We start from the raw sequence: 25,259 nt of genomic DNA on the forward strand, positions 1-25,259 counted from the left end.
GCTTTCTCTGCTATCGGTTGTTATGCTATCTGTATCATACAACATAGCCTGCCAACCAAAAGTAGCGTCGTACGCTCGCGTACGATGTTCCACTCGACGTACGTAACATTCGATCCTGGCACACGGTGCTGGGGAGCGATATCGTACGAGTTACGTTGGCTGGCGGAAGCGTAGCAGAAAGAGAAATTCGTGGTTGCCGTCGCGTCCAAGGATGGGGGAAGCGATCTCTCCATCGACTTGCAGGCTGGTATTTTCGGCGATCCAGGTGCGCAGTTCGCGCAGGACGCGTTGATGGACTTCTGGATCTCTGATGACTCCGCTGCCGCGATCAACTTCGGCCTTGCCAGCCTCAAATTGTGGCTTGACCAGGGCGGCGATCCAGGTATCCGGAGTTGCGGCCAGGAGCGGGATGAGAGGCGGCAGGACGAGGCGCAGGGAGATGAATGAGACGTCGATGACGGCGCATTGCATGACTTCCGGTAAGGTTGTCAGATGGCGAATGTTGGTGCGTTCCATGACGACGACACGCGGATCGTTGCGGAGCGTCCAGGCGAGCTGGCCATGTCCGACGTCGATGGCGTAGACTTTTTTTGCGCCACGCTCAAGCAGGCACTCGGTGAAGCCTCCAGTCGAGGAGCCGACGTCGATGGCGACCAATCCTGAGGGATCAAGTTGAAAGGTGTCGAGCGCTTTCTCCAGCTTTAATCCCCCTCGGCTGACGTATTTGAGTTCGGGTGAGACTTCTGCAACACGACAGGGGGCGTCGAGTGGTACCAGCGTACCGGGCTTATCCACCAGGCGCTCTCCAATAAAAACCTGACCCTCCATGATGATGGCTCGCGCTCGCTCACGGCTGGGAGCCAATCCCAGCCGTACCAATGCTACATCCAGACGCTCTTTTTTTGCTGCCATGTATTTTTTTAATCTCTCCTGTGCAAAAACCACTTAATTTTTTTGGTTCACCTCTATAAAATCACTCATTGCTGGGATGAACCAGGATGTTGATCCGCTTGAGGAATTGAAACAATTGAAGCAGAGGCACTGTTGTAGTAGATCAGTGCTCCGGCTCCGACCAGACCAACATCTGATCCCAATTCGGCCAGTACAATCTCGGCGGCCTCGCGTGGCACAAGCATGGCTCTCTCCTGGACAATGCGTTTGGCTGGTTGCAGGAGCGCTTCACCGATCTGAATCACGCCTCCGCCGAGGACAATCCGCTCGGGGTTGAAAATATGGATCACGTTGACGAGCCCGACTCCAATGCCTTCGGCGGCGGCGGCGATGATCTCTTTGGCGGCCGTTATGTCAGCCTGGGCCGCCTGGGCGACCATGAGGGCGTTGATGTAGACGGGTCCTTGCCTGGAGCGGCTGAGATCTGAGGGCGTATCGGCCCCGGCTCCATGTTCCTCATGCGTCAGAGCAAATTGTAAGAGCTCTTCACCCTGCCCGAGAGCAATGATTTCGTGGGCTCGGCGTGCAATGGCTGTTCCCGATGAGATACTTTCCCAGCAGCCAATATTGCCACAGTTACAGCGCGATCCGCGCCAGTCAATAGACATGTGCCCGAGCTCGAGAGCGGTACCAGAGATGCCTTCTACGATTCGACCATCGGAGATGACACCACCTCCAATGCCTGTACTGATTGTAATGTAGACAATCTCTTTGCTCCCTCGACCGGCTCCAAACATATACTCTCCGAGCGCGGCCGCGTTGGCGTCGTTTTCCACAAAAACGGGCACCCCAAAATTTTCTACAAAGAGCGCACGCAAGGGAACGTTGGTCCAGCCGGGCAGATTGGGGGGCGAAAAGACCACTCCTGTACGATTGTTGAGGGGTCCTGGAGCACCAATACCGATCCCGGCAATCTCATCGATCGTCACATGCGCTTCTTCGAGTGCTTGATGGATTGATTGGTACATACGTGGGATAACACGATCAGGTGAGGGATTTTCTCCTGTTAGCATGCCCACCCGGGATAGCAATCTGGCTCCTCGTAAGACCGCTGTACGGATCTGAGTGCCTCCCAGATCCAGACCTATCACCAGCGGCAACTGCTCTGGATCGTTCCATTGGTGAGATGGATGCTGTGCTTTTGTGTCGTCATTCATGCCTTTGTCGCTCCGAGTAATTTCTTACCTAGATGATACTGCATTTCAAGTCACTGAACAAGAGATCTTTATAGATAAGCTGGGCCGTGCAAAATTTGCTGTCCCAATAATGGATGCCTCGGACGTTCAATGTGCAAGATACCATTTTATTGATCTTCTGGTAACTATAATTTTAGCTTGTACAATAATTGCTCCCAGATTTCATTCTGGAGTGTTGTATAGCAAGGAGTGAAAGCATGACACCTGAGCAGACACGTCAATTAGAAGCCGCATTGGCTGTATATGCTTCAATCGCTGGAATCATTGGTTTGATTACGATCGTATTCGCTATCATCATCTGGTGGAGAATCTTTTCTAAGGCTGGTTATAGCGGCGCGATGTCTTTATGGATGCTGATTCCAATTGCTAATCTCGTCGTGATCATCATTTTAGCCTTTGGCGAATGGCCTGTCTTGCGCGAACTCAACATGCTACGTCAGCAAGTGGGTGCACAACAACGCTCTCAATATCCCCAGGGTCCTCAATTCTCCTCGGGACCTAATTATCAATCGGGACCTAACTATCCACGCCAGTAAATAGCCCAGAGTCAGGCATCACGCGTGCTCAAGCTCTTCTTGCTGTGATGAATACGGCTGGTAGAAGTTATCAAAAGATACGGCGGCTGAAATGTGATGGAGTCGCCGTGTTCTTTTGCTGATGAGATAGATACAGCTATGTACTATGATTGAGAAGTATCACTTCTATAAATGAGCACAATGCAACAGAGGCCCAGAAAAAAAAGGACAACTGAGATCCAACCAGTAATCTGCCTGCCTGAGAATGTATCTCCGGTGGCAACATCGCTAAAGGCTATTCCTAGTTGATAAATACTCATGGCTAAGAAGAAGAGTGTAATCAGAGAGCTCATAATGAGCATACGAATCTTCCTGCTCATCATCCGGCCTTTCAAGGATAATGTTTCGCCTGACATGGTTCACTCCTATGTGGATGCATCTTTTGGTATGGATTATATGTGAGCATGTATCGATGTTATTTTGTGTATAACTGTAAGACGTTTTACCTGATGAGAAGGTATACTCTACTCGGCGTCTAAATAGATAACGCGGGAATGAGTACTTTTTATTGCAGTGAGGAGATGGCCCTGGCAAGATAATGTGCCAGGGTTGCCAGCCCCCCACAGATTGCTAATCCACCGATGACATAAGGGATGATCACTGTGGCTACGGCTTTTCCACGACTGATCGCATGTACTCCCATGACGGCGAATATGTTGAGGTAGACACCATAGACGAAAAAGGCCATGCTGATGACGGGGGCAAAGAAGAGTGAGAAGAAGTGCAAAATGACAAAGACGGCGATGATGATACTCCCAGTCAGGGTGAGAGGAACTTGATAGAGCTGCATGGAGAAGCCATGTTCAACGTAGCGACCTCTGCCGCCAAAGGCACGAGCGAGAGCATATTGGAGGAGGACTCCAATAAAGAAAAGGATTGGCAGGAAGATAACTTTGAGGATCGTCGCCCCGGTGGTGGCTCCGACGGTAATAGCATCCAGCAGGCCGAAAATGACGTTTGAGGTAGTATTTACTCCCGTCGAGCGATCTCGGAAGATATTGCGGATCAGGCCGAGGATGATGGGAATGAGTATTAAAATTCCGAGCTGCAACCAGACAAGGCTCCAGCGTGCATATTCACTTTCGCGTGCAAAGCTACGCACGGATGGACGAAAAATGGTCCTGGCATAGAAACCTGGAAGTAAATAGAGCGGCGTCCGTGTTGGTCTCGGCTCATATATATTTTCTGATCGAGTGTGTGATTTCGCCATCTTTCCCCCTTACCATGTGTATGCCTTCAATGGATGTGTTGGTAGCATACGAATATACCTGACAAACTATCCATCTACTATTTTCTCATGCATTCACGCAAGTAGTCGTGAGATAACGGTACTATCATAACGAAATTTACAGAAATGTGCAAACACAGATATTCATTATTGATGAGTGATAAGCTTGTCGGGGCGTAATTTTTCTGATAGAAGAGATAATGGTGATTTTTATATGTCTTTGCGTGCCAGTTGCTCGCTATCTAACCAGATAGTTACCGGGCCGTCGTTGGTAAGAGTTACTTCCATGTGTGCACCAAATACTCCGCCCGCGACTGTAAGGCCCTGGGCAGCAATGGCCGCTTTGAAGCTTTCGACGAGTGGTTCGGCGATGCTTGGAGGGGCCGCAGCGATGAAACTGGGTCGGCGGCCTTTGCGCACATCTGCATAGAGGGTAAACTGCGAAACGACCAGCGCCTCTCCCCGTAGATCAAGCAGGGAGAGGTTCATCTTGCCGGCTTCGTCTTCGAAGATGCGCAGATTGACGATCTTATCGGTCAGGATCTTGATCTGTGCTTCGTTGTCTTTTGAGCCGATGCCCAGCAGTATCAGTAATCCAGAAGCTATTTTCCCGACTGTCTGTCCATCGACTGTGACGCTGGCGCTGCTGACGCGTTGTATCAGTGCTCTCATGTGTTAGCTGATTCAGGAGGAGACTGCTCGGAATCGGCTACTGTGCTTGATGGGGTGACCTGGATGGCGACGGCGATGGCAATGGAGAGTTGAGCCAGGTCGGCGATACTGACATCGAAGGCGTTGAGGCCAAGATACTCGGCGCGCCTCTTCGCGTTGCCGTGGAGGCGTACAGAGGGCCGTCCGCTATACAACTGGACAACTTCCATCTCACGCCAGGCCACACCGTGTAGTCCTGTCCCTAGCGCTTTGCTGATGGCTTCTTTGACGGCGAAGCGTCCGGCCAGACGCGCAACCTTGCCCCGGCATTGCACGATCTCCAGGTCGGTAAAGACGCGCTTCAAAAAGCGTTCTCCGTGTCGCTCGTAAACCTTGCGGATACGGTCGACTTCGATGATATCAACGCCGACGGCTACATTGACGCCTTGCGTTGGATGCAATGAAGCAGGAAGACCTGCAACCCCAGCTGGCCCGAAGAGCCAATCAGGCATGGGTGTAGTTGCCTGGCGTACAAGGGGAGTAAAAAGAAGTGGCTGGTCCTCTTGATTCATCTAAATAACTCCAAAGGTTAGCTCTCGCTGGTGATTAAGGTTTCCTGTACGAAGTCGTCTTCGAGTCTGGTGCTTGTGTCGCCGGCGGGCAGGATTGATCCTGTAGGATTGGTGGCTCTACCCATGCCGCGATAGAAGAAGCCGTAGCGATTCATTTCGGCTGGATCATAAATGTTACGCCCATCGATCAGGATTGGACGGCGCATGGAGTCATAAATCTTCTGCATGTTCAGATTTTTAAATTCGTTCCATTCCGTGACGATAACCAGGGCATCAGCCTCTTTTGTGACGTCATAGGCCGTTTTGCAAAAGGTGATCTCTTCCATATTGACGCCCTCACGCCGCAGGGCTTCGCGACCTGTCTCGGTGGCAATTGGATCGTAGACTTGCACTTTTGCTCCCTGACTGGTGACCCAATGGATGATGTCAACGGCTGGTGCTTCACGCATGTCATCTGTGTTTGGCTTGAAGGCCAGTCCCAAAATGCCGACGGTTGTGCCACGTAGCGAACCAAGCAGATTGGTGAGTTTCGAGACGACGAGACGGCGCTGATCGTGGTTGATGTCCATGACTGCACGCAGCATCTGAGGATGGAGTCCGGCTTCGTCAGCCATGTGTGCCAGCGCTCGTACATCTTTGGGGAAGCAACTTCCGCCATAGCCCAGGCCGGCATTGAGGAAGGCGTGACCGATGCGCTTGTCATAGCCCATACCTACGGCAACCTGATTGACGTCGGCACCCAGGCGCTCACAGATCTGCGCGATCTCGTTGATGAATGAGATCTTGGTGGCCAGAAAGGCGTTTGAGGCGTATTTGATCATTTCTGCCGTGTAGAGATCTGTGATGACGAAGGGGGCGCGTAACTGCATGTAGAGATGAGCCACTTTATGAGCGGCCTCAGGCTCCGATGAGCCTAAGACGATGCGGTCCGGATTCTGGAAATCCTGGAGCGCTGCGCCTTCGCGTAGGAATTCTGGATTGGAGACGACGGAGAAGGAGGCTTCAGAAGATTTGAGATTATTGCTGATGACGCGTGAGACGACGTCGCCGCTGCCAACCGGTACCGTACTTTTATTAATTACAATTGCATAGTGATCGAGATTTTCCGCGATACTGCGTGCCGCACTTTCAACAAAGCGCATATCGGCCCCACCCTGCGTATTGCCAGTAGGTGTATTGACGGCAATAAAGATAAATTCGCTGTTCTCTAAGCCTTCACGATAGTCGGTCGAGAAACGGAGGCGATCAGCATGGACGTTGCGCTCTACCATCTCTTCGAGGCCGGGCTCATAAATGGGAAGAATTCCCTGTTTCAGGCGATTAATTTTTTCTTCCACAATATCAATACAGGTGACCGTATTTCCAAGATCGGCGAGGCACGTGCCTGTTACCAAGCCGACATAGCCTGTTCCAATTACACAGATAACTGACACAACATTACTCCTCTGCAATTACGAATGGATTTTCGTTCTTCTCTTCTATTATAGTTGTCGGTTGCCCGTGACCCGGAAAGACGACCAGTTCATCTTCAAGGGTATATAACTTACTTCGGATCGATTGCTCAATCTGTTCATAGTTTCCTCCTGGCAAATCTGTTCGCCCGATACTGCGCTGAAAGAGGGTATCCCCACTAAAGACACAATATGGCGGGCTGATGAAGCAGACTCCACCAGGAGTATGACCAGGGGTAGCAATCACATCCAATGTCAGGGTACCGAAAGAAATGTGATCCCCTTCTTGCAATAAGATGTCCGGTTTTCTCTTGACTAATGGGGCCGTTAGTCCATATTCTTGTGCCACACGTTCATCTGTATAAAGAGGGACATCTGCTGGGTGGATGGCCAGTGGCACCGGATAGATGGCGCTGACCTCGTCAATGGCGCAGATATGATCGATATGTCCATGCGTGTTCAAGATATATTTAGGAATCAGGCGTAACTCCTGAATGGTTTCAAGAATCTTCGCTGGCTCATCACCCGGATCGATAATGACTGCTTCACGTGTCTCCGGACAAGCATAGAGATAGCAGTTTTCTTCAAATAGACCAACCGTGATACAGGCGACGATGGGCATCATCGTTATATCTTTATCATTAACGGACATGCCGTTCCTCCTAGACTTCAGGCGAAATAACACTGCACACTATTATAGCATAGCTTGCTATCAATCAGGAGATATCTGACTTTGGTGGGTATCATTCATTTTTTGTGCCAAGTATCTCCCACTCGACGTACGATCAGGATGGCCCGTGTGGCGCGCCGAGTTCCAACTGTCTCATACGAGTCACTGGAACATCGCACGCGAGCGTGCGACGCTACGGTGTCCTCGCTTCGCTTGACACTTGTCATTCATGTAAAGCATATTTCCTCTTGATTGCTGCTGAAAAAGAATAGATGTGTAGGGATGTCTGGTCAAGGCCGCTGTGGCACTCTCATAATCAAGATAGCTGATAGCAAAAACGGCATGGCTCGCGCTGATAGATGTGTAGGAATGTGGACGAAACGACAGATGTAATGTAGAATGTGTAGTATAAAGAACTTGCTTCATTATCCTGTGTCTTGGTGCCGCATGAGCGCCCTAATTGGCGACTGTCAACTCAGGAGGAGTAGAGGAAAGCATGTCGAAGGATCACCTGGAACGACGAATGTACCGTAAAAGCCCCGGACGCCAGTATGGTTATGATTATGATCCATTGCGTAGTCAAAGCGGGAGCGAACCCAAATCTTCTAGTGGCTCAGCAGCGAGTAGATCTGGTACGCTGCTCGCCCATCGGCCGGACCCGCGCCGAACACGACAACTCATGCGTCAAAGTATTATCGCCAGTAAGCGCCCCAATGAGGATGAGTCGGAGCAGCTAAGCTTTTCCGATCAGGATGTCTATGAGGCGGACGAAGAGTTGGTTGGATCACGAGCCGGGAGACGTCGTGTCTTACAGCGGGAAAGGTATCCATCGCACGAATATCCGTCTTCAGCCTCGCGTAGCCATCATCCATCCCGTGCCGAGCGCGGTAGAAGCATAGATTTGCCTCCCACGAGTGCGCTGCTTCTTTCCGATGTGGATGCGGATGATGATATCTATGGCGCCGACCATTGGCGTGATCTGGCGGCAGCTGAGCAGGAGCTCGGTGGCGTTGAGCCACTCGCTCAGCGTGTGCGCTATCGACACGATTATGATGATGACTATGACGAGGATGATGAGCCTTCTGTGCATCCATCACGCTCGGTCGCGCTGCGTCAGCCCGAGCCAAAATATACACAACGCCTGGAGCCCGAGCCCAAGTATACACAGCGTCTGGAGCCGGAGCGCCTTTATCCTGACGAGGATGACAAATACGACTACGATTATGAGCATGATGGCGATCGCTTGTCGGTACGGCGACCGAAGAGTAGTAAACCTAAAAAGAAGCTGACGCGTCGGCGTCTCTTGCTGGGAGCTGGCGTGGTTGCCGTGGCTGGCGTTGGGGTGGCCGCAGTTGAGTTACCAAAGGTGACCCCTCAGGTTGTCAATAATGTTGGCACCAATGTGGCACATCAGGTTGAAGATGCCTTTAATCGTGGTGTGACGCAGGGAATGGATCAGGCCCGCAAAGAGTTTGTCTCCTCTCTGGAGAGCCTCGAAGGCTTCACTCTGGATGGAGCGATCACGGCGGCTCGTCTGACACGTGTGGCTTACGATGTGTTTGTCTCTCCTATCGTCAAATTTGGCGCGGATATTGCTGGCAATGTATTGACAGGTATGTTGAACGCATTCAAGACGGCTCGCCAATTGCTGGCGGGCATCTATCAGGACAATGCGACCCTGATTGCGATTCAGAAAGTGCTTGAGTCGTGGGTGAGTCAGGTCAATATCATGCCGATGCAGTTGGATGCGATTACGCAGTCGGATCTGGATGGCGCTCAGGCTTATCTGAATGCGCTGCAAAAAAAGGTGGCCGCTGAAAAAGCGCAGTTGAACGCAACACCTACGCCTGCTGCCACGCCTACGAAGACCGCTCCAAAAAAGTAAGCGCACCAAAAAACCATCAATTGTGCGTCGCGGCAAATTGATGGTTTTCATCTCTTGACGGGAATCGGCCAGTATGCTATTATCTCTGTGCTGGACGGAATGTACACGGGCGACTAGCTCAATGGTAGAGCAAGCGACTCTTAATCGCTAGGTTCAGGGTTCGAGTCCCTGGTCGCCCACCTGAAAATACCTTCGATTACCCGTTTCTTTTTAAGAAGCCTCCTTCTTCCATAAAAGAAGGAGGCTTTTTATTACTCTATCGATACTTGATACTCATTTAACAAAGTATTACATTCTTTTAATTCGAAAACTTAATGTAGCTATGGTAGTGTAGAAGTGAGACCTGAAACTTGTAGCGCGCCTTGGATGCCGTTGCAAACCAGGAGAGGATAAAGAATCAGCAAACGTGTCCGATCCAGGCGAGGGTCGGAGCAGAAAAGGAATGAGATGACTACGATCCAGCGCAATCGAGGGCAGATGAAGCTTGAACATGGAGCACCTGGTACTGAGTTGTTGAAGAAGCGTAGCCGGATGACTGCGGAACAGGCAATGTATGCAGGAAAACATGGCAAGGCCGATTTGCATATGCATAGTACGTATAGCGATGGATGCGGCACGATCGAAGAGATCCTGGCGCATGTGCAGAACAATACCGATCTGAATGTGATTGCTATCACCGATCATGACGTCATTGAAGGATCGTTGCGTGCTCGTGATCTCTGGTCAAAGGGCTCATATCGCTTTGATTTTGTGGTAGGTGAAGAGGTCACGACCACAGAAGGTCATTTGCTGGGACTTTTCCTTGAAAAAAGGATTCCTCAGGGCTTAAGTATGGAGCGTAGTATCGATCTGATCCATGAGCAGAATGGTCTGGCTGTGGTTGCCCATCCTTTGCATCGTTTCTTTCGCCATAGCTGCCAGCGCGCCGTGATGGATCGCATTCATGCATCGACCGATGTCTGGTTGGATGGCATGGAGAGCTGGAACGCTAGCTTCTGCGGTTTCTATGCGAACTATATCGCCATGGGAACGAACCGTGAGATCTACCATCTGCCAGAGCTGGGGAACAGTGATGCTCATACCATCAACGCGATAGGCAGTGGTGTGACCTGGTTTGAAGGTCAGAGCGCAGCGGATATCCGTCGGACGATTGAAACTGGTACAGGTGCTCCTGGAGGCAAAATGTGGGAGCTACAAACATATTATCATTGGGCTCGCTACTCCCTCAATAAAGAGCAAAAGGAAGCACGTCGTCCTGTGCTGGCATAATTGTCTCTTGTTACTCAATCAAGCGCGTGAGTGTTATTCTGTCGGCCAAAGATGATGAATAACGCTCGCTTTTTTATATGCGAGCAATGGTCGGAGATTTTTTTAAGAAGCAAGCTTCTAGCCGCTTGAGAACGACAAAGAAAGCTCTTTCTACTCAAGGGTTTCTGTACTAGAATACACGAAGCAAGCGGAGTATGGCAAATCTATAGCGACAAACTACTAGTCCAAGGGAACATAAGTGTGGTACAATAAGAGTGTGTTTAGCAAGCGCGTATAGTAACTGGCCGGAAAAATTAGCGTAGTTATAGGACTGCCGCTGGCTCGGTTTGATGGAAATCCCAACAGGTTGACCGGTACATGGTGACTGCTCAGTGTCGTTATCGCACTGGTAATAGCCGCGAGGATATCAGTTCAATGTTGGGTCACTGATGCGGCTCGCAAACAAACATTTTTGACATACTTATGACGTAATGGCCCGTGTTCGTAATGCTGCCACAAACTCTGGCGCGTTCTTGACTCGATGCCTGACCGTTACGCAGAGAACATGATACTGTTTGGGTTGCTTAGATTTATGCGTTGCAGCATCCAGGCCTTAAAAATTCACTTTGGCCTGCTCCGCATAAGCAAAACTGGATGGTGATGTTCATTTACTTCGCCTGTTGGCTCACTCATGGTCAGCTCTACCAAGGCTCGTGCTAAGGATTGGGTACTGAGTGTAAAAACAAAGGCACTGGCTCGTCTAGAGTATGTCAGTCTGGTGGCAGTTGGACTTTTAACTCGCATCGGTACCTGGGCATTCGCCTTATTGAGTGGTCGCGTAATTTGCTTGATCGCGAATAGACATACCGACTACGGTGGAACGCATCATCGCCGTGTGGCGTCGCACACGTCAACCGCTTGAAATGCGTGACCAAAGAAATCCCTTCTCGTATGGTACCGATGAAGATAATTGCCATGTGCCAATACCGTTCACGTCCAACGAGGCAGACGCTTCCGACGTTCGTTCTGTACGTATTAACGTTTCGCCGTTCAATGGTAGCGTACAGCAAGATTCATAAGCAACGGCATCGACAATGGTAAGACCAGACCGGGATCGTGTAGAAGAAGCGCAGCGTGAAAAGACAGCCGAGGATAATGATAGCAATACATCGGCATTGAGTTGGTTAAGATTTGAAAACACATGTTCGCTCCAACTGTCTTCAGTCAAACAGTATTCTACCAGAGTAACCTGCGCCCCGGTTTGTAGCGACTGAGACTGGAGATCTTAGTGACAACGCAACATACACATCATGAGCATGGCGAGTTTGATGCACATGACGTGGAGAATTCGTCTGTCCCCACAGATGAAACGACGAACTCTCCCGCTGCATCAGAGGCTGATACATCTATTGATGCTGCCTCCTCTTCCTCTGAGGAACCTGCCACTTCTGCTGAGAAGCCGGAGCATGCTTTATCAGAGGCTTCGTTCGATGCGCCACCATTCGTGGAAACATCGACGGATATAGAGATTCCTGTTGAAGTTTCAGCTAACCACGAGGCTACCGTCGCCTCGGAAACAATTTTAGCAGCAGATGCGAATGCTGCTCCTGTGTCTGCTGAAGAGGCTCCGGTTGCATTGCCTTCAGCACAACAAGAGGAGCTGCCAGGAGACACTAAGTCGGAGAGGGACGATCTTTCTCCACTTGAGGTTCCTCATACTGATGAGGTAGCTACTGCTCAAGAACAGACACCTGAGGCTGTGTCTCTATCTGCGCCATTGCATGAGGATAATGCCCCGACTGAGGCGCCAGAGCCCGTTGCTGAGCAAGCAGCTCCAACGACACACACGCATGATATTCACGCTATTCAGGCGAATGAAACACACGAAGACATCGAACCTTCTCATTCCGTGCCGGCTGAAAGCCCAATCGTAGCTCAGCCTGTACAGGAAGAGCTGTCCGAGGTTACCTCATCGACACCAGAAGCTCCTGCCACTCAAGAAGCAGAGCAGCCAGCGGTGGCATCAGAAGAGGGACCCGACAGCCCAACGATTACCTTCCCTTACGCAGAGGGAGCAGCCCTTATCGATGCGAGGGCTGAAGAGGTACGGCCTTTTACCGAGTTTATTGCTGAATTCCGCCAGGCGGAAGCCTCATTGCAGGCGACGTTGCGCGATTCGCAAACTGATGCATTTACACTTCTGACATCGGTAGCCGCTAACCTTGCTAGTTCAGAAAATCAGGAGACACCTGAGTTGATTGAGTCCACCGAGACAGCTTTCTCTGAAAAGAATGATCATACCGCGCACAACGTGCCGTCAGATACAGAGGCAGCAGAAAATACCACAGCCGCGAAGAGTGAAGAAGAAGAGGCCAAGCCTACTGTGCGACCTGTTTCTCCACTTTTACGTCCGGCTTCACGTTTACGTTTACCACGCCATGGCTTAGGCCGCCACGAGCGTGAAGAAGCTCCTCAGCACGTGGCTGAAGAGCCAGAAATTCCTGCTGCTCCAGCGGCGGAAGTCCAGCCAGAAATTGCGGCGGTTGCCGAAGAGCCTGTGGCTCCGCGTCCCGCCCGTCGCTATCGTTTTGATCGACCGGCCACAGGAGTAAATGGCTCAGCCAGTACAACGGCAGCTGCCAAGACGACTGGCCGTCATACTCAGTCAACTATCCACCACAAGACGGGAGAGAAGATTGAGAAAATAGAAAAGCTGAGCGGGGCTGCAGAAGCCAAGGTTGTCAGCGAGCCAGTTGCCGCAGTCAATACGCCAGCGCTTCCAGAGCCTCCGGTTCAATCCGTTAATAAGAAGCATACAACAGCTCCGGAGCCAGAGGTAGTGACGCCAGCTCCAACTGTCGAGCACGGTCGTCGTCGGCATACACAAAAAGAGCAGCCAGTTGTCGCTCCTGTGCAGGAGACTGTACCTGTGGCAGAGCCGTTAACCCCGGCTGTAGATCTGTCGGCTGCACGTAAAGAAGATGTCGCGCCCGAAGATCTGCCTCCATTGGAGTACTCCGAGTTGCAGAAAGCCAGCTCGCGTCGACGTCGACGTCACCGCTCAGGCTCAAGTAGCACCACAACGCATATTGTGCAGAACGCTTCCAGCATTCAGGAGCCCCCGCTTGTAACGCCCGCGCCAATCGTGCCACCGGCTCCGATCCCGGCGCCCGCGCCAATGCCTGCGCAGTCATCGCGTTTACCCGCAGCATCGGCCAATGAGCAAGCGAGCCAACTCTATAACATAGTTTCCGGCTATACTGTTAGCCAGATGAATCAAGGAAATGAAGTGACTGGACCATTCATGGGGCCGGAGCCCTCACCTGCACGTGGAAGTATTATGTCACGAGATGGTCGTAACACTCGTGCCGAAGCTCGTTCAACGCCTCCACCTGCACTCTATTCGGGAGCACGCTCGCCAGAGGGTGGAATCTCTACTGCGGCGATGACTCAATTTGCTAATATTGTTGGACAGGCACTACAAACACAAACCGATCGTATGGTGACTGAATTCCGTCGTGTGAATCAATCGCCAACCAGTGTTTCTGTGTCCCTGCCACCATTTCCTTCGACGGAACGCGTCGGGGTCTTTGTGGACGTTGCCAATCTACTCTATTCGGCTCGTACTTTACGTATGGCTGTAGACTTCGGTAAGTTGCTTGACTTCCTGCGAGGTAACCGCCGTCTGGTACGTGCACATGCCTATTGTCCGACCAGTCCACAGGCTGGCGATGAGCAGATGTTCTTGCAGGCCGTCAAAGGTCTGGGCTATCGTATCACTACGAAGAATTATAAAACGTTCTCCAGTGGCGCGAAGAAGGCTGATCTGGACCTGGATCTGTGCATGGACGTGGTACGTCTGGTTGATGGCGGTTCGGTGGATTGTGTGGTGTTGGTGAGTGGTGATAGCGATTTTATGCCGATGCTTGACTACTGCTCTGATCATGGTGTCCGCGTTGAGGTTGCTGCCTTTGATGAGGCTATGTCGGCTACACTGCGCCAGAGTTGTGATCTGTTTATTAATCTGTCAATGCTTGAAGAGATCCGCGCGTAGCATTTCCTGTATGGCATGACTTAGACCTTATCCGAAAACCAGTGATACAATAGAAACAAAAAGAAATGAGGTGGAAAAGAGTAATGACACGAACACGACCTTGGGAAGTGAGCGATGAATTGTGGGAGCGTGTTCGCCCCTTGATTCCGCAACGGCCTCCTCACCCCAAAGGAGGCCGTCCAACGGCTGATGATCGACAAATGTTTGCAGCCATCATCTACGTGTTGCGCACGGGCATTCAATGGAATGCGTTGCCCCGCGAATTGGGAGCATCAAGTACCGTCTATGACCGCTTTCGTTTCTGGGAAGCGCAGGGCTTCTTCCAGCGCTTGTGGCAAGCCGAGTTGCAGCACTATGACGAACTGCTCGGCATCGCTTGGGACTGGCAAAGCGTGGATAGTTCGACAGTCAAGGCCCCTTTCGCCAAAGCCGCCGTCGGTCCCGCTCCCACCGATCGCGGCAAACAGGGGACCAAACGGAGCCTGCTGTGTGATCGGCGCGGACTTCCACTGGCTCTCTGTATTGAGGGAGCGAATCGCCACGATAGTAAACTGCTTTTTCCAACCCTTGACGCGTTGTGTCTTGATCGTCCAGAGCCAACCGTCGACGATCCGCAGAACCTGTGCTTGGATGCTGCCTACGATCATGATCCCATTTATGGGGAGTTGTATGAGCGTGGCTATGAGCCACACGTACGGCTCAATCCTCAGTACCACAAGTGGTATCAGCCTGCAGAGGAAGAGGTCAACAGTTTGGAACCGGGCAAAACACCTCGACGATGGGTCGTTGAGCGGCTTTTCTCCTGGCTCAATCGTTGGCGTCGCCTTTTGGTGCGCTTCGAGAAGCTTGGTGAGACGCATCAGGCTTTTTTGCAGTTGGCGTGTGGGCTCATCTGTTTTCAGTACACTTCTCATTTCTAGGTTTTCGGATAAGGTCTTATATAAGATTTTCAATTATCGAGACCCGCTTGCACTGGCAAGCGGGTCTTTGATGTCGCGATCTTTTTTCATCTAGAGGGCTTTGGTGCCAATTTCTGCGATGAGTCCAGCCAGCAATCCGGCACGTGGCGCAATACTGTCTTTCTCCATGTATTCGTTTGGACTATGATCCAGGCCGCCAACTGGCCCCAGGCCGTCGAGGGCGGGATAGCCAAAGCCTGATGCGTAGTTGGCATCCGAGATGCCTCCAGTGGGTGCATGGTTGACTTCAAAGCCCAGCTCGTGCGCGATCTCGTTGGCCCACTGAGCCATGTAAAGATTCTCTGGCGTACAGGTCATGGGATCGCGATCGTCGGGATCGGTGGTGAGCACGAGTTCAACTCCTGGTACGCATTTGTTGAGGAGGAGTTTATGCCATTGTTGCTCAAAGGCGATACGATCATCGAGGTGTGCAAAGCGGACGTCAAAGAAGACTTCTGCATGATCGGGGACGACGTTGGTGGCTGTGCCTCCTTTGATCCGGCCCGCATTGATGGTGAAACCTTCGCGCCAGCCGTGGAGCTCGTGCAGTTGTAAGATCTGATGCGCAAGTTCCAGAATGGCGTTTGAGCCTTTCTCGGGCTCGACGCCGGCATGAGCCGAATGTCCATATGCGTTCAGTCTGTACCAGGCTCCACCTTTCCTCGCACTGACGAGGTCCCCATTCTCACGCGCCGCTTCCAGTACGAGCGCAGCATGACTACCCTCGCAGACACGTCTGATGATCTCTTTGCTATGGCGATCGCTGATTTCTTCGTCCGAGACGCAGAGGAAACGAATTTCGGCGAAATCCTCATAATTGATCGTTTTGAGTGCCTCAATGGCATAAATAGCGAGCAGGATGCAGCCTTTCATGTCGATGACGCCAGGCCCGTAAATTTTGTTTCCTTCGACACGTACCGGTCGTGCGGCCGCTGTTCCCACAGGATAGACGGTATCCATATGACCGAGAAGGACTATAATGCCTTTGCCTGTTCCACGTAAAACTCCATAGACATCATTACCCCAGATATCATTTTCAATGAGTGTGACGTCCATGCCCAGGCCGCGCATACGCCCGGCTACGTAAAGGGATACTTCGTCGAGACCTGGTTTATAATATGATCCCGAATCGATGGCGCATAGATCGGTTAATTCCTGGAGGTATTGTGGCATATGTGCTTCCATATAGAGGGCAACTTTTTGTGCAGGCGTTTCATCATCCAGAATGATGTGTTTTGACGCCGGAGAGTGTGTACGTATACTCATGATAACTCCTACTCATAAAGAAATCTTCGGATAACTTCCGTCAGTGACGGGAGCTCCGGGATCAACAGTGATGCGATGTGATCCCGGCCAGATCTTCTGGCAACGCTGTCCTAGATGTCTGCCAGGGTCGAACCCAAACTTCCACTTTTCCCACTTGTCTGGCCCGATTTACGATGCTGTGGCTGTGAACTACTGCACCATAATGCGCATCATCATTGATACCACTTGAGTGGAGTGCGTGACTGTTCTGCTGGGAGTGTGATTTCAAACTCAACAAAAAATGGATAATACCAGGATACAAAGTCACTTTAGTCACATTTGACGATAAAGTCAGAGCCAGCTTATCACTATAAAAAAAAAAGAAAAAACGGAACGCTGGATGCGTTCCGCTTTTAGTATATATCTGATTTACAGTGCGAAACGTACCCTCTTCAAGAAAAACTTACAATGCTCCAAACGAAATTGGAGCTGCATCGTAAGAAGAGTTATAAACTTCTGGGCGTGCTTCGCGTTCATTTGTTGTCCTAAATGCGGTGATTAATTCAATGTAACTATACTTACGTTATACTTTTATCGTACGTATCCTGTCAAGTGATTCAAACTATTGTATGACTTTCTTCTCTTAGTTGAGGACAATCATTAGCTTGATGGACCAAAAAACATTTGCCACCATTCATTCCAATATCCCCCCTGTTGAGAAGGATGCGGGATGGCTGGTTTTTTTGTTTGCCCTTCTGAATTGGTGCCAGTAATCACAACTGGCTGCTCACCGCTATGGATGTATCCCAGCTGTTGGCGTGCCTCGCTCTCGATGACTGCCGGATCTTGATAGTGTTGCGCCTCTTTTTGGAGCTGATCATGCTGCGCTTGAATTTGATTCAGCGCTTGCTGCTCCTTGTTAACCTGTGCCATGAAATTATTATTGGACCAGGCTTGCGCAAATGTTCCCAGTAAGAAGGCGGCGCAGACCAGTCCTGTAATCCACAGCATTGAGCGCGTAAAAAGCGAGGTGCGGCGGGCACGCGAACGACCAACTGTTTCTTCCATACCGATAGCAGAAGTTACATTTGCAGAACTTCCCCCCCGGCGCAACGAAAATTGTGGTCTTCTTGGACGGCTTTGCACATAATCCCCTTTCCAGTAATATACGTATTAACTACTGTATTAGTATCACTGTTTCCATTTTACCATGATTTATGGGCAGGGGCTAAAATGCTACTCTCTGCACGATGGTACATATTGCTTGGTTACCACATCCTCAGGACAAGAGGGGGTAACGCCTGGCACCAGGCGTCCGAGCTGCGCCGCTACTACTTTGTCAAAGGTCATCGCACCGATGTCGCATGGGAGACGCGCATCCCAATGGGGTGAGACGCTCACCGACGTAGCGGCGCGGCTCCGCCGTGCTGTCTGTGACTCGTACGACCACGCTCCTTATGAAGTTCCATTGCGTGATCTTTCCACTGCGGATCGTCTCGTTTGCGTTGCTTTTAGATACAGGTGGGACATTCTCGTGCGTCCAGTGACAGCACGGCGGAGCCGCGCCGCTACGTCGGCTGGCCTGTCACCCCACTGCTTCACGGATCTGTTTTGGAGACAGGTCTCCTCTGCGGCCGAGGCGTAGTGACATTTGGCTGAGTAGTACTTCGGCTGGCTGCCAATAGAGTGCTTTCTAGAAGGAGATATGTGGAGGGTATAGGCGATGGGACTGGATTGATTTACTCATGCGGCTTAATGAGCTCTCAATACCAGTAATCCCATCAGATCGAAACCAATCATCAATAACATCAATGCCAGGCAGCCATACACAATGCGTCGCGACCAGGTGTCGGCGTCTGGTGAGGGGTATGCCAGCGGTTCTGTGCTGATGCCTGGTCGGCTCTGTGAAAGAGCATCAGTGGTATACGCTGGCGTCTGTAGGCTACTGCGGCTGTTCCAGTGATTATGTAGTGCCAGAACGCGATCGCTGAGTGCGGCATCGAATGAGTCGTGTAAGATGTTTTCATCGATGGCGGTTGGCTGTTTGGGCAGGACGATTTTTAATGGGGCGGTGGCATAACTATCTTCTATTTGTATCACTGGACAGTGAATTGCCAGATCGGTTTCCATCTCACTACAAAATATTGCGTTCATGATTGCTCCCTCCTTACTTACTTACTTATTCTCTATACACTCAAGAATAATGGAAATCAGACAGATTGTATATGGGTCAGATGACCCGTTTGTGCTTGAGTTGGAGCGGTTAAGCTAAATCTAATCTGATCACAAGCAGGAATTAATCTTCTGGCAACCTTCCCGAGAGAATAGCATGGCTATGGTAAAGGTAAACATCTCTCTCCCTGCTATCTCTTATCATCGGTATCGATCTACAAAACTAAAGGGCTCTCATAAACCTTCCAGTCCTGTTGGTATACTGATGGTGCGAGGCAATTTGATACCTGTTTGTGGGCTGAACCGGGTGGATGGGGAAAGGGCAGGTGTCTTTCTGTAGAAGGAGTTCCTCAATGCTCTCTCCTGTAATGATGAATGAACATACTTTTGATAGGATGCCGGTTGATAGATCTGATCTGTCTGCCTATCTACGTTGGATCTGGCAGACGTATTTTGCTGATAGCGCTTGCGTGAATAACCTGACGATCGAATATTGCTATCCCTGGAAAACGCGCCTGGGGTTGATTCGCCTCTCGCTGGATGCTACTCTGACTTTTATTGGGGTCAATACACTGTTGTATATGCAGCAGGTGCCGGAGTGTGTTCTGATCACGACGATTGCTCATGAGGTGGTGCATTATATGCATGGCTTCGGTTCACCGCTTGTGCCACGTTATCAACATCCGCATGCCAATCGGGTTGTCGAGCGCGAGTTAGAGCGGCGCGGGCTGGCAGAATCCTTACGCTGTTGCAACGAATGGATTGACAAGTATTGGTATTCATTCTATGATATGCAACGGGCAACTGGTTGGGCTGGTGTTCAGGGAGTGAAGCGCCCGATGCATCGCGCTGGTAAATAGTATATATGTATATACCACTGCAAGAGACGTGTTTCAGACTTCGTATAAGCGAAGAAGATGCAATTGATACACTTGACATCTCTTGGTGTCTATGGTATATTCTAGCTAGCTCCAGGGATACGTACTACGCCAAACAACTTGCCCACAGGTTATCACTCGTGGCAAGGTGTGTTGTATAGCGTCTTTGGTATATGGCTGGCACCTCATAACAACCATCACAGCCACTTGAAATTCAAGTCTTTCAAACAGGATATTATTTCAACGTGACCCGATATGAAAAATCCCACCATTGATTATCCTGGTTCAACCTCAGAAAGGAGAAAGGGCGTTTCCCTCAAGATTCTGCTGCGCCCTTACACAACGTGAACATAGCTGAGTTAGAAACAAAAACCATTACAGAGTTACGCGACATTGCTCGCGACCTCGAACTCTCTGGTTACAGCACCCTCAAGAAACAAGACCTCGTCTTTCGACTTCTCCAGGCCAATACCGAACAGCAAGGAAATATCTTTAGCGCTGGCGTTTTGGAGATAGTTGAGGATGGATTTGGCTTCCTACGTCAGGAACGCTTCCTGCCGGGCAATATGGATGTCTATGTTTCGCAGTCTCAAATCCGTCGATTTGGTCTACGCACAGGCGATATGGTCTCTGGTCAGGTTCGCCCCCCGAAAGATAATGAGAAATACTACGGACTTCTGCGCGTTGAGGCCATCAATGGAGTAGATCCAGAAATCGCGAAAAGACGCCCACACTTCGATAACCTGACCCCAATTTTCCCGCGTGAGATGTTCAACCTGGAGACCGGGCCTTCAAACATCTCTGGCCGCCTGGTAAATCTGGTGGCCCCGATTGGACGCGGACAACGTGGATTAATTGTTTCACCCCCCAAAGCTGGCAAAACCCTCCTCCTCAAGTCAATTGCTAATTCCATCACCGAAAATTATAGCGATACTCATCTGATGATTGCCCTGATCGGTGAGCGTCCTGAAGAAGTTACTGATATGAAGCGCTCGGTGCGTGCTGAAGTTATCAGTTCGACCTTCGATGAGCCAACTGAGGCGCATACACGCGTGGCTGAGATGGTGCTGGAACGCGCTAAGCGTCTGGTTGAAGGCGGTCGTGACGTCGTGGTGCTATTGGATAGCATTACACGTTTGAGCCGTGCCTATAATCTCGCTGTACAGCCCAGTGGCCGTACCCTCTCCGGTGGACTCGATCCCAGTGCCTTGATTCCGCCCAAGCGTTTCTTTGGTGCCGCCCGTAAGATCGAAGAAGGTGGTAGCTTAACGATTATCGCCACAGCTCTTGTCGATACCGGAAGTCGTATGGATGATGTCATCTACGAAGAATTTAAAGGTACCGGCAATATGGAGCTCCTATTAGATCGTAAATTGGCCGAGCGCCGCGTCTTTCCCGCTATCGATATTGCCCGCTCCAGTACCCGCCGTGAAGAACTCCTCCTCGACGACAAGACGCTCCGCTCCATTGTCGTGATGCGCCGTATGTTCTCGACGCTCGCAGATCAGCAGAGTGGCAAGAGCAGTCTTGAAGCCACTGAGGCGCTCCTCCAGCATATGTCTAAGACCAGCAATAATACTGAGTTCTTAGCTACCCTGACCAAGAGCATTTTTTAGCTTTATACCCTGACTCTTCATACCTTTGAGAGTGTTGATGATTGCTGATATGTCATAGCGTATCAGCAATCATCAACACTCTCTTTTTATTAAGGTAAGAGTCTGTGCATTGCATGATTTGCCTTGCGTTGCTACAATACACACAGAAAATTGGTTACTTTTTGGGAGAGCTTTGATATGGCATCATCTTCAGTCGCGCAGGAACAGGTATTTGTTGGACCCGGTTTGAGCCTGTTTAAACGCGTTGTGACAATTATTGGACTGATTGGGATCGTGGCACTCATTTTGTGGATCGCGTTCTATCAGCATACGGAGCGCAATGATGTTTCGGTTGTTGGCAGCACGATTGCTGCTATCCTCTTTGTGGCTGGCTTTGCCTGGTATCTCCGCATGGTGGCTCCAGCCTCCTTTACGATCACGATTACACCAGCGGCGCTGATTCGTAAGACCAGCCGTGGCGAGATCATCGAATTGGGTTGGGAGGATGTTCCGCGTATTAAAGAGGAATTTTTCCCGAATGGCAAGCTGATTAGCGTCAATGTGTATCGTCGCGTAACCGATCCGAGCCAGAAAGCTAAAGCCTGGGCCGTCTATCGGGATGAAATCAAAGATCTAAATGCGCTCTCTGCTGCGTTGCAAGAGGCCATTCCTGAGTCATGTACGTGGGAAAAAGAGATGGTGCACGAATAAATGGAGCATATCTCAAAAGCCTTTTTACTCGCCGACGATCAAAAGATTAAAGATCCGTCCATTGTCAGCCAACTCCGTCGTTGGCCGCTTTATTGGCAGGTTATCTATAGATAGGCGTTGGCTTCTGAGGCCTTAAAGGTGGCAAAGATCGTCTGTCCCTCTCGGATGTTCATGCGTGTGGCTGAGGCTTCGGTGATCTCAGCGGTTAGTGGGGCCTCGTTCTGGTTAATCAAAATGCTCACCCGCACCTGCTTATCATGATTGCCTGTCGAGCTGCCGAGGGGGAGCACCTGAGAGACTTCTCCCCGGAAAACGTTGCGCGCTGATCCTTCAGGGATGCTCTGGTGCAGGGTGACGCTGCGTGGATCTATGATCACACAGGCTTCCTGTCCCTGGCTAGATTGAAATGCTGCCTGCTCGCCTGGCTCTTCGATCAGCGCGACTATCACCGTGGGCTGTTCATCGATGCTTTGTGTGGGGAGGCGAATAGTACACGTGGTTGTATCCTCGCTGCTCTTAATCTGGCCGCGAAAGAAATTTACTCCGACCAGTTCTGCGATATATGGCGAGCGTGGACGCTCATGCAGTTCGCGCTGTGCTCCCTGCTGGATGAGTTTTCCCTGATCAAGGACCAGAATTTGATCTCCAAAGAGGACGGCGTCCAGGTATTGGTGGGTGACGAGAAGGGTGGTAATGCCAATATCGCGCAGGATATGCCGTAATTCTTGTCTTACTTCGCGTCTGGTCTGGACATCGAGGGCGGCCAGAGGCTCATCGAGGAGAAGTAGCTGAGGCCGAAGCGCGAGTGCGCGAGCGATGGCGACCCGTTGCTGCTGTCCTCCAGAGATCTGTGATGGCAGTCGTTCTGCATATTCGGTCAGATTAATTCGTTCCAATGCATCGATGACTTGTTGTTGAATAATTTGACGTGGTAGATGTTGTGCTCGCAATCCAAAGGCGACGTTTTCATAGACCGTGAGATGTGGAAAGAGTACATAGTCCTGGAAGACATAGCCGAAAGGACGCCTTTGTGGGGGGATTGCAATATGCTGTATACTATCGAAATAGGTTGTGTTGTCGAGTATAATGTGTCCTTTGTGTGGTGTTTGCAAACCTGCTAGCAACCGTAAGACTGTACTCTTTCCAGCTCCACTTTCGCCGAGCAGCACTGTTGTCTGCCCCGATTGAGCTTGAAAGTTCAGGTTCAATTGGAAGGTCTCGAAGTGAGTTTCGAGTGCAACATCTAGCATACTATCCATACCCCCAATGTTTTGTATTTTGTTCTCTTCTATCGTAGCGTGTAGAGGCAGTATTTGGCAAATAAGGTTGCGCGTTAGAATGCTTACTTTTTATACGTAACATTTCTTGCCTTAGAGCTGAAAGCATGGTATACTAAACAATACACCAAAGGATCGGATTCGATACTGGTTTTATATCTCTATTTTGGATGCTTGCGCGGGCAAGAAGACAGAATAGGAAATGGTAGGCTGAGCCTTATGACCACAAAACCGACACAACAAATACCATCGCCATCATCGCTAGCTCAAGCCTGTCCTCGTTATGAACATGCCGTTCAGGTGATTTGTAAACGTTGGACGGGATTATTGCTGAACGCTCTTATGGATGGTCCACGACGCTTTTGCGAATTAACCACGCTTGTCGAAGGTCTATCTGATCGCGTTTTGAGCGACCGTCTACGTGAATTGGAAACAGAAGGCATAGTCCGACGAGTGGTCTATCCCCAGATTCCCGTGCGTGTTGAGTACCAGCTGACAGAAAAGGGCTATGCCCTGAAACCTGTGACAGATGCAATCCACACCTGGTCTGACACCTGGATTGAACCCCGAAAGTAGCGTTGTGCGCTTGCATACGACATTACGGGATGATAAAGGTTTTATATTCTTATGGAAAATTTATGGGCTCCCTGGCGCATGGCATTCATCGACCCCAAAGATCCTCCTCCGCCAGGCTGCATCTTTTGCACGCAACCGGCTGCTCAGGAGGATGAGAAATATCATATCTTGCATCGAGGCACGTATTGTTTTATGATGCTGAACCTGTATCCTTACAACAATGGACATCTGATGGTCGCGCCCTTTGAACATGTCGGGGCGCTTGATCTCTTGAGTCCAGAGACGCTGGCGGATATGATGGCTCAAGCTCAGTGGGCTCTTAGAGCTCTACGCGTGGCGATGAAGCCTGATGGCTTTAATATGGGTATCAATATGGGGAAAGTCGCTGGTGCGGGTTTTGCCGAACATATCCATTATCACATAGTGCCACGTTGGAATGGTGACACGAATTTTATGCCTGTGATTGGAGATGTCAAAGTGATGCCAGAACATCTTGATGCTGTCTATGCTAGATTAGTGCAGGCCCTCGCCGAGACCAAAGTGGCTGAATGATGCGAAAAAGCACGCCTTATGTTGTCTAAGCGTGCTTTTGTTCTCCTCTAAAGACATAGCCTACCCCACGGACTGTCTGAAGCAACTTGGGATTGGCTGGATCTTCCTCCAACTTTTCGCGCAGCCAGCGCACATGGACATCGATTGTCCGCGTATCGCCCACGTAGTCGTAGCCCCAGACGTGTTGTAGAAGCTGATCACGCGTCAGGACGGTCCCTCGATTATGCACAAAATAGGTCAATAGATCGAATTGCTTGGGCTGGAGCTCTATGTATTTCCCTTGAATGCTTACCTGCCTGCCCGCCTCATCGATGCGGAGTGCCCCTGCTACCAGCTCATGATGCCTGAGAACCTGCTGGCTTTCGTTACGATGCGTGCCGCTATAATTGTCCTGACGCTGTTCATCGCTGGTAGGATAGTCGGCACGTCTCAGGAGCGCCCGGACGCGTGCGAGTAACTCACTACGCCCAAAGGGCTTGGTGATATAGTCATCGGCTCCGACCTCCAGTCCCACTACCTTATCGATCTCATCGCCGCGTGCCGTTAACATAATAATTGGAGTCGTTGCTGTTGCGTCATTGCGCCGTAGGCGGCGGCAAACTTCCAGACCGTCAATACCTGGAAGCATGATATCCAATATCACCAGGTCGGGAGTATCCTGCCTGGCGGCATCCAGCGCATCGATGCCATTGGATGCTATCGTCACTTGATAGCCAGATTGCTCTAAATTGTAGGCAATGGTATCCGATAAAACTACCTCATCATCCACAACCAGTATTTTCCGTGCCACTGAAATCTCCTCAACGTCTACTT

At 50.6% G+C, this 25,259-nt stretch carries 27 protein-coding genes and 1 tRNA gene; 14 read left to right on the forward strand and 14 right to left on the reverse strand.

The features are described from left to right. Nucleotides 1-150: 150 nt before the first annotated feature. Together AC27N8_RS24195 and AC27N8_RS24200 are read right to left on the reverse strand one after the other, a co-directional pair. Nucleotides 151-912 carry a TlyA family RNA methyltransferase gene (locus AC27N8_RS24195; protein WP_487070186.1) on the reverse strand — a complete coding sequence of 254 codons (762 nt, stop codon included), beginning with the start codon at nucleotides 910-912 and terminating at the stop codon, nucleotides 151-153. Nucleotides 913-977: 65 nt separating this feature from the next. Further along, entirely contained in the window at nucleotides 978-2,108 is a 1,131-nt protein-coding gene (locus tag AC27N8_RS24200) for an ROK family protein (RefSeq protein ID WP_487070188.1), read from the reverse strand. Nucleotides 2,109-2,344: 236 nt separating this feature from the next. Between AC27N8_RS24200 and AC27N8_RS24205 the strand changes: the two genes are divergently transcribed. Further along, nucleotides 2,345-2,683 carry a DUF805 domain-containing protein gene (locus AC27N8_RS24205; protein ID WP_487070190.1) on the forward strand — a complete coding sequence of 113 codons (339 nt, stop codon included), beginning with the start codon at nucleotides 2,345-2,347 and terminating at the stop codon, nucleotides 2,681-2,683. A gap of 143 nt (nucleotides 2,684-2,826) precedes the next feature. On the opposite strand, the gene AC27N8_RS24210 is transcribed toward AC27N8_RS24205, so the two are convergent. The 7 genes from AC27N8_RS24210 to AC27N8_RS24240 all read right to left on the reverse strand — a co-directional run bounded on the left by AC27N8_RS24210 (nucleotide 2,827) and on the right by AC27N8_RS24240 (nucleotide 7,720). Continuing rightward, nucleotides 2,827-3,078: a hypothetical protein gene (locus tag AC27N8_RS24210; RefSeq protein WP_487070192.1), complete on the reverse strand. Its 252-nt coding sequence runs from the start codon at nucleotides 3,076-3,078 to the stop codon at nucleotides 2,827-2,829. Nucleotides 3,079-3,227: 149 nt separating this feature from the next. Continuing rightward, nucleotides 3,228-3,932 (reverse strand): YIP1 family protein, encoded by a 705-nt coding sequence (locus tag AC27N8_RS24215; protein ID WP_487070194.1) that lies wholly within the window; start codon nucleotides 3,930-3,932, stop codon nucleotides 3,228-3,230. A 228-nt stretch (nucleotides 3,933-4,160) separates the two neighbouring features. Beyond that, entirely contained in the window at nucleotides 4,161-4,622 is a 462-nt protein-coding gene (dtd, locus tag AC27N8_RS24220; RefSeq protein ID WP_487070196.1) for a D-aminoacyl-tRNA deacylase, read from the reverse strand. Next, a complete protein-coding gene (gene acpS, locus AC27N8_RS24225) occupies nucleotides 4,619-5,173 on the reverse strand; it encodes a holo-ACP synthase (RefSeq protein WP_487070198.1) in 555 nt (184 codons plus the stop codon). The genes dtd and acpS overlap by 4 nt, the downstream gene beginning before the upstream one ends. Before the next feature lie 17 nt (nucleotides 5,174-5,190). After that, a complete protein-coding gene (locus tag AC27N8_RS24230; RefSeq protein ID WP_487070200.1) occupies nucleotides 5,191-6,606 on the reverse strand; it encodes a UDP-glucose dehydrogenase family protein in 1,416 nt (471 codons plus the stop codon). 4 nt (nucleotides 6,607-6,610) lie between these two features. Then, nucleotides 6,611-7,276, reverse strand: a complete 666-nt coding sequence (locus tag AC27N8_RS24235; protein ID WP_487070202.1) for an MBL fold metallo-hydrolase — start codon at nucleotides 7,274-7,276, stop codon at nucleotides 6,611-6,613. 180 nt (nucleotides 7,277-7,456) lie between these two features. Next, nucleotides 7,457-7,720: a hypothetical protein gene (locus tag AC27N8_RS24240; protein WP_487070204.1), complete on the reverse strand. Its 264-nt coding sequence runs from the start codon at nucleotides 7,718-7,720 to the stop codon at nucleotides 7,457-7,459. Between the two features lie 70 nt (nucleotides 7,721-7,790). Between AC27N8_RS24240 and AC27N8_RS24245 the strand changes: the two genes are divergently transcribed. The 6 genes from AC27N8_RS24245 (at nucleotide 7,791) to AC27N8_RS24270 (ending at nucleotide 15,401) form a co-directional block, all read left to right on the forward strand. Continuing rightward, nucleotides 7,791-9,179 carry a hypothetical protein gene (locus tag AC27N8_RS24245; RefSeq protein ID WP_487070206.1) on the forward strand — a complete coding sequence of 463 codons (1,389 nt, stop codon included), beginning with the start codon at nucleotides 7,791-7,793 and terminating at the stop codon, nucleotides 9,177-9,179. Between the two features lie 107 nt (nucleotides 9,180-9,286). Further along, nucleotides 9,287-9,358 (forward strand) — tRNA-Lys (locus tag AC27N8_RS24250). A 268-nt stretch (nucleotides 9,359-9,626) separates the two neighbouring features. Next, entirely contained in the window at nucleotides 9,627-10,448 is an 822-nt protein-coding gene (locus AC27N8_RS24255) for a PHP-associated domain-containing protein (RefSeq protein WP_487070208.1), read from the forward strand. Between the two features lie 670 nt (nucleotides 10,449-11,118). Continuing rightward, entirely contained in the window at nucleotides 11,119-11,349 is a 231-nt protein-coding gene (locus AC27N8_RS24260; protein ID WP_487070210.1) for a hypothetical protein, read from the forward strand. A gap of 366 nt (nucleotides 11,350-11,715) precedes the next feature. Beyond that, nucleotides 11,716-14,481 carry a LabA-like NYN domain-containing protein gene (locus AC27N8_RS24265; RefSeq protein ID WP_487070212.1) on the forward strand — a complete coding sequence of 922 codons (2,766 nt, stop codon included), beginning with the start codon at nucleotides 11,716-11,718 and terminating at the stop codon, nucleotides 14,479-14,481. An 83-nt stretch (nucleotides 14,482-14,564) separates the two neighbouring features. Continuing rightward, entirely contained in the window at nucleotides 14,565-15,401 is an 837-nt protein-coding gene (locus AC27N8_RS24270) for an IS5 family transposase (RefSeq protein WP_487066645.1), read from the forward strand. A 90-nt stretch (nucleotides 15,402-15,491) separates the two neighbouring features. Here the strand turns inward: AC27N8_RS24270 and AC27N8_RS24275 are convergent, their stop codons facing one another. Together AC27N8_RS24275 and AC27N8_RS24280 are read right to left on the reverse strand one after the other, a co-directional pair. After that, a complete protein-coding gene (locus tag AC27N8_RS24275) occupies nucleotides 15,492-16,706 on the reverse strand; it encodes a M20 family metallopeptidase (RefSeq protein ID WP_487070214.1) in 1,215 nt (404 codons plus the stop codon). Between the two features lie 639 nt (nucleotides 16,707-17,345). Continuing rightward, complete coding sequence (locus AC27N8_RS24280; protein ID WP_487070216.1) at nucleotides 17,346-17,831, reverse strand: FtsB family cell division protein; 486 nt, start codon at nucleotides 17,829-17,831, stop codon at nucleotides 17,346-17,348. A 118-nt stretch (nucleotides 17,832-17,949) separates the two neighbouring features. Here AC27N8_RS24280 and AC27N8_RS24285 point away from each other — a divergent pair, with 118 nt between their 5' ends. Further along, nucleotides 17,950-18,330, forward strand: coding sequence for a hypothetical protein (locus tag AC27N8_RS24285; RefSeq protein ID WP_487070218.1), 381 nt, complete (start codon nucleotides 17,950-17,952; stop codon nucleotides 18,328-18,330). A 107-nt stretch (nucleotides 18,331-18,437) separates the two neighbouring features. On the opposite strand, the gene AC27N8_RS24290 is transcribed toward AC27N8_RS24285, so the two are convergent. Beyond that, nucleotides 18,438-18,839 carry a hypothetical protein gene (locus AC27N8_RS24290; RefSeq protein ID WP_487070220.1) on the reverse strand — a complete coding sequence of 134 codons (402 nt, stop codon included), beginning with the start codon at nucleotides 18,837-18,839 and terminating at the stop codon, nucleotides 18,438-18,440. A 371-nt stretch (nucleotides 18,840-19,210) separates the two neighbouring features. Between AC27N8_RS24290 and AC27N8_RS24295 the strand changes: the two genes are divergently transcribed. The 4 genes from AC27N8_RS24295 (at nucleotide 19,211) to AC27N8_RS24310 (ending at nucleotide 22,155) form a co-directional block, all read left to right on the forward strand. Further along, nucleotides 19,211-19,717, forward strand: coding sequence for a hypothetical protein (locus AC27N8_RS24295; RefSeq protein ID WP_487070222.1), 507 nt, complete (start codon nucleotides 19,211-19,213; stop codon nucleotides 19,715-19,717). Nucleotides 19,718-20,079: 362 nt separating this feature from the next. Next, complete coding sequence (rho, locus tag AC27N8_RS24300; RefSeq protein WP_487070224.1) at nucleotides 20,080-21,351, forward strand: transcription termination factor Rho; 1,272 nt, start codon at nucleotides 20,080-20,082, stop codon at nucleotides 21,349-21,351. Between the two features lie 177 nt (nucleotides 21,352-21,528). After that, nucleotides 21,529-22,041 (forward strand): hypothetical protein, encoded by a 513-nt coding sequence (locus AC27N8_RS24305; RefSeq protein ID WP_487070226.1) that lies wholly within the window; start codon nucleotides 21,529-21,531, stop codon nucleotides 22,039-22,041. Further along, nucleotides 22,042-22,155 (forward strand): DUF7737 domain-containing protein, encoded by a 114-nt coding sequence (locus tag AC27N8_RS24310; RefSeq protein WP_487070228.1) that lies wholly within the window; start codon nucleotides 22,042-22,044, stop codon nucleotides 22,153-22,155. On the opposite strand, the gene AC27N8_RS24315 is transcribed toward AC27N8_RS24310, so the two are convergent. After that, a complete protein-coding gene (locus tag AC27N8_RS24315) occupies nucleotides 22,146-23,291 on the reverse strand; it encodes an ABC transporter ATP-binding protein (RefSeq protein ID WP_487070230.1) in 1,146 nt (381 codons plus the stop codon). The two genes, AC27N8_RS24310 and AC27N8_RS24315, sit on opposite strands and share 10 nt — an antisense overlap. Before the next feature lie 246 nt (nucleotides 23,292-23,537). Here AC27N8_RS24315 and AC27N8_RS24320 point away from each other — a divergent pair, with 246 nt between their 5' ends. Further along, nucleotides 23,538-23,894 (forward strand): winged helix-turn-helix transcriptional regulator, encoded by a 357-nt coding sequence (locus AC27N8_RS24320; RefSeq protein ID WP_487070232.1) that lies wholly within the window; start codon nucleotides 23,538-23,540, stop codon nucleotides 23,892-23,894. A gap of 51 nt (nucleotides 23,895-23,945) precedes the next feature. Next, the gene (locus AC27N8_RS24325) at nucleotides 23,946-24,446 is read left to right on the forward strand and encodes an HIT family protein (protein ID WP_487070233.1); all 501 of its coding nucleotides are present in this window, start codon (nucleotides 23,946-23,948) and stop codon (nucleotides 24,444-24,446) included. 25 nt (nucleotides 24,447-24,471) lie between these two features. Here AC27N8_RS24325 and AC27N8_RS24330 read toward each other — a convergent pair whose 3' ends face one another. After that, nucleotides 24,472-25,236, reverse strand: coding sequence for a response regulator (locus AC27N8_RS24330; RefSeq protein ID WP_487070235.1), 765 nt, complete (start codon nucleotides 25,234-25,236; stop codon nucleotides 24,472-24,474). Nucleotides 25,237-25,259: the final 23 nt, after the last annotated feature.

The sequence above is a fragment of the Dictyobacter sp. Z7_2 genome (assembly GCF_057551105.1).

What these genes read in the sequence shown, in the direction of transcription:
- AC27N8_RS24195 (WP_487070186.1), bottom strand. Translation starts at nt 912, where the DNA reads ATGGCAGCAAAAAAAGAGCGTCTGGATGTAGCATTGGTACGGCTGGGA.
- AC27N8_RS24200 (WP_487070188.1), bottom strand. Translation starts at nt 2,108, where the DNA reads ATGAATGACGACACAAAAGCACAGCATCCATCTCACCAATGGAACGAT.
- AC27N8_RS24205 (WP_487070190.1), top strand. Translation starts at nt 2,345, where the DNA reads ATGACACCTGAGCAGACACGTCAATTAGAAGCCGCATTGGCTGTATAT.
- AC27N8_RS24210 (WP_487070192.1), bottom strand. Translation starts at nt 3,078, where the DNA reads ATGTCAGGCGAAACATTATCCTTGAAAGGCCGGATGATGAGCAGGAAG.
- AC27N8_RS24215 (WP_487070194.1), bottom strand. Translation starts at nt 3,932, where the DNA reads ATGGCGAAATCACACACTCGATCAGAAAATATATATGAGCCGAGACCA.
- dtd (WP_487070196.1), bottom strand. Translation starts at nt 4,622, where the DNA reads ATGAGAGCACTGATACAACGCGTCAGCAGCGCCAGCGTCACAGTCGAT.
- acpS (WP_487070198.1), bottom strand. Translation starts at nt 5,173, where the DNA reads ATGAATCAAGAGGACCAGCCACTTCTTTTTACTCCCCTTGTACGCCAG.
- AC27N8_RS24235 (WP_487070202.1), bottom strand. Translation starts at nt 7,276, where the DNA reads ATGTCCGTTAATGATAAAGATATAACGATGATGCCCATCGTCGCCTGT.
- AC27N8_RS24240 (WP_487070204.1), bottom strand. Translation starts at nt 7,720, where the DNA reads ATGAAGCAAGTTCTTTATACTACACATTCTACATTACATCTGTCGTTT.
- AC27N8_RS24245 (WP_487070206.1), top strand. Translation starts at nt 7,791, where the DNA reads ATGTCGAAGGATCACCTGGAACGACGAATGTACCGTAAAAGCCCCGGA.
- AC27N8_RS24255 (WP_487070208.1), top strand. Translation starts at nt 9,627, where the DNA reads ATGACTACGATCCAGCGCAATCGAGGGCAGATGAAGCTTGAACATGGA.
- AC27N8_RS24260 (WP_487070210.1), top strand. Translation starts at nt 11,119, where the DNA reads ATGGTCAGCTCTACCAAGGCTCGTGCTAAGGATTGGGTACTGAGTGTA.
- AC27N8_RS24270 (WP_487066645.1), top strand. Translation starts at nt 14,565, where the DNA reads ATGACACGAACACGACCTTGGGAAGTGAGCGATGAATTGTGGGAGCGT.
- AC27N8_RS24275 (WP_487070214.1), bottom strand. Translation starts at nt 16,706, where the DNA reads ATGAGTATACGTACACACTCTCCGGCGTCAAAACACATCATTCTGGAT.
- AC27N8_RS24290 (WP_487070220.1), bottom strand. Translation starts at nt 18,839, where the DNA reads ATGAACGCAATATTTTGTAGTGAGATGGAAACCGATCTGGCAATTCAC.
- AC27N8_RS24295 (WP_487070222.1), top strand. Translation starts at nt 19,211, where the DNA reads ATGCTCTCTCCTGTAATGATGAATGAACATACTTTTGATAGGATGCCG.
- AC27N8_RS24305 (WP_487070226.1), top strand. Translation starts at nt 21,529, where the DNA reads ATGGCATCATCTTCAGTCGCGCAGGAACAGGTATTTGTTGGACCCGGT.
- AC27N8_RS24310 (WP_487070228.1), top strand. Translation starts at nt 22,042, where the DNA reads ATGGAGCATATCTCAAAAGCCTTTTTACTCGCCGACGATCAAAAGATT.
- AC27N8_RS24315 (WP_487070230.1), bottom strand. Translation starts at nt 23,291, where the DNA reads ATGCTAGATGTTGCACTCGAAACTCACTTCGAGACCTTCCAATTGAAC.
- AC27N8_RS24320 (WP_487070232.1), top strand. Translation starts at nt 23,538, where the DNA reads ATGACCACAAAACCGACACAACAAATACCATCGCCATCATCGCTAGCT.
- AC27N8_RS24325 (WP_487070233.1), top strand. Translation starts at nt 23,946, where the DNA reads ATGGAAAATTTATGGGCTCCCTGGCGCATGGCATTCATCGACCCCAAA.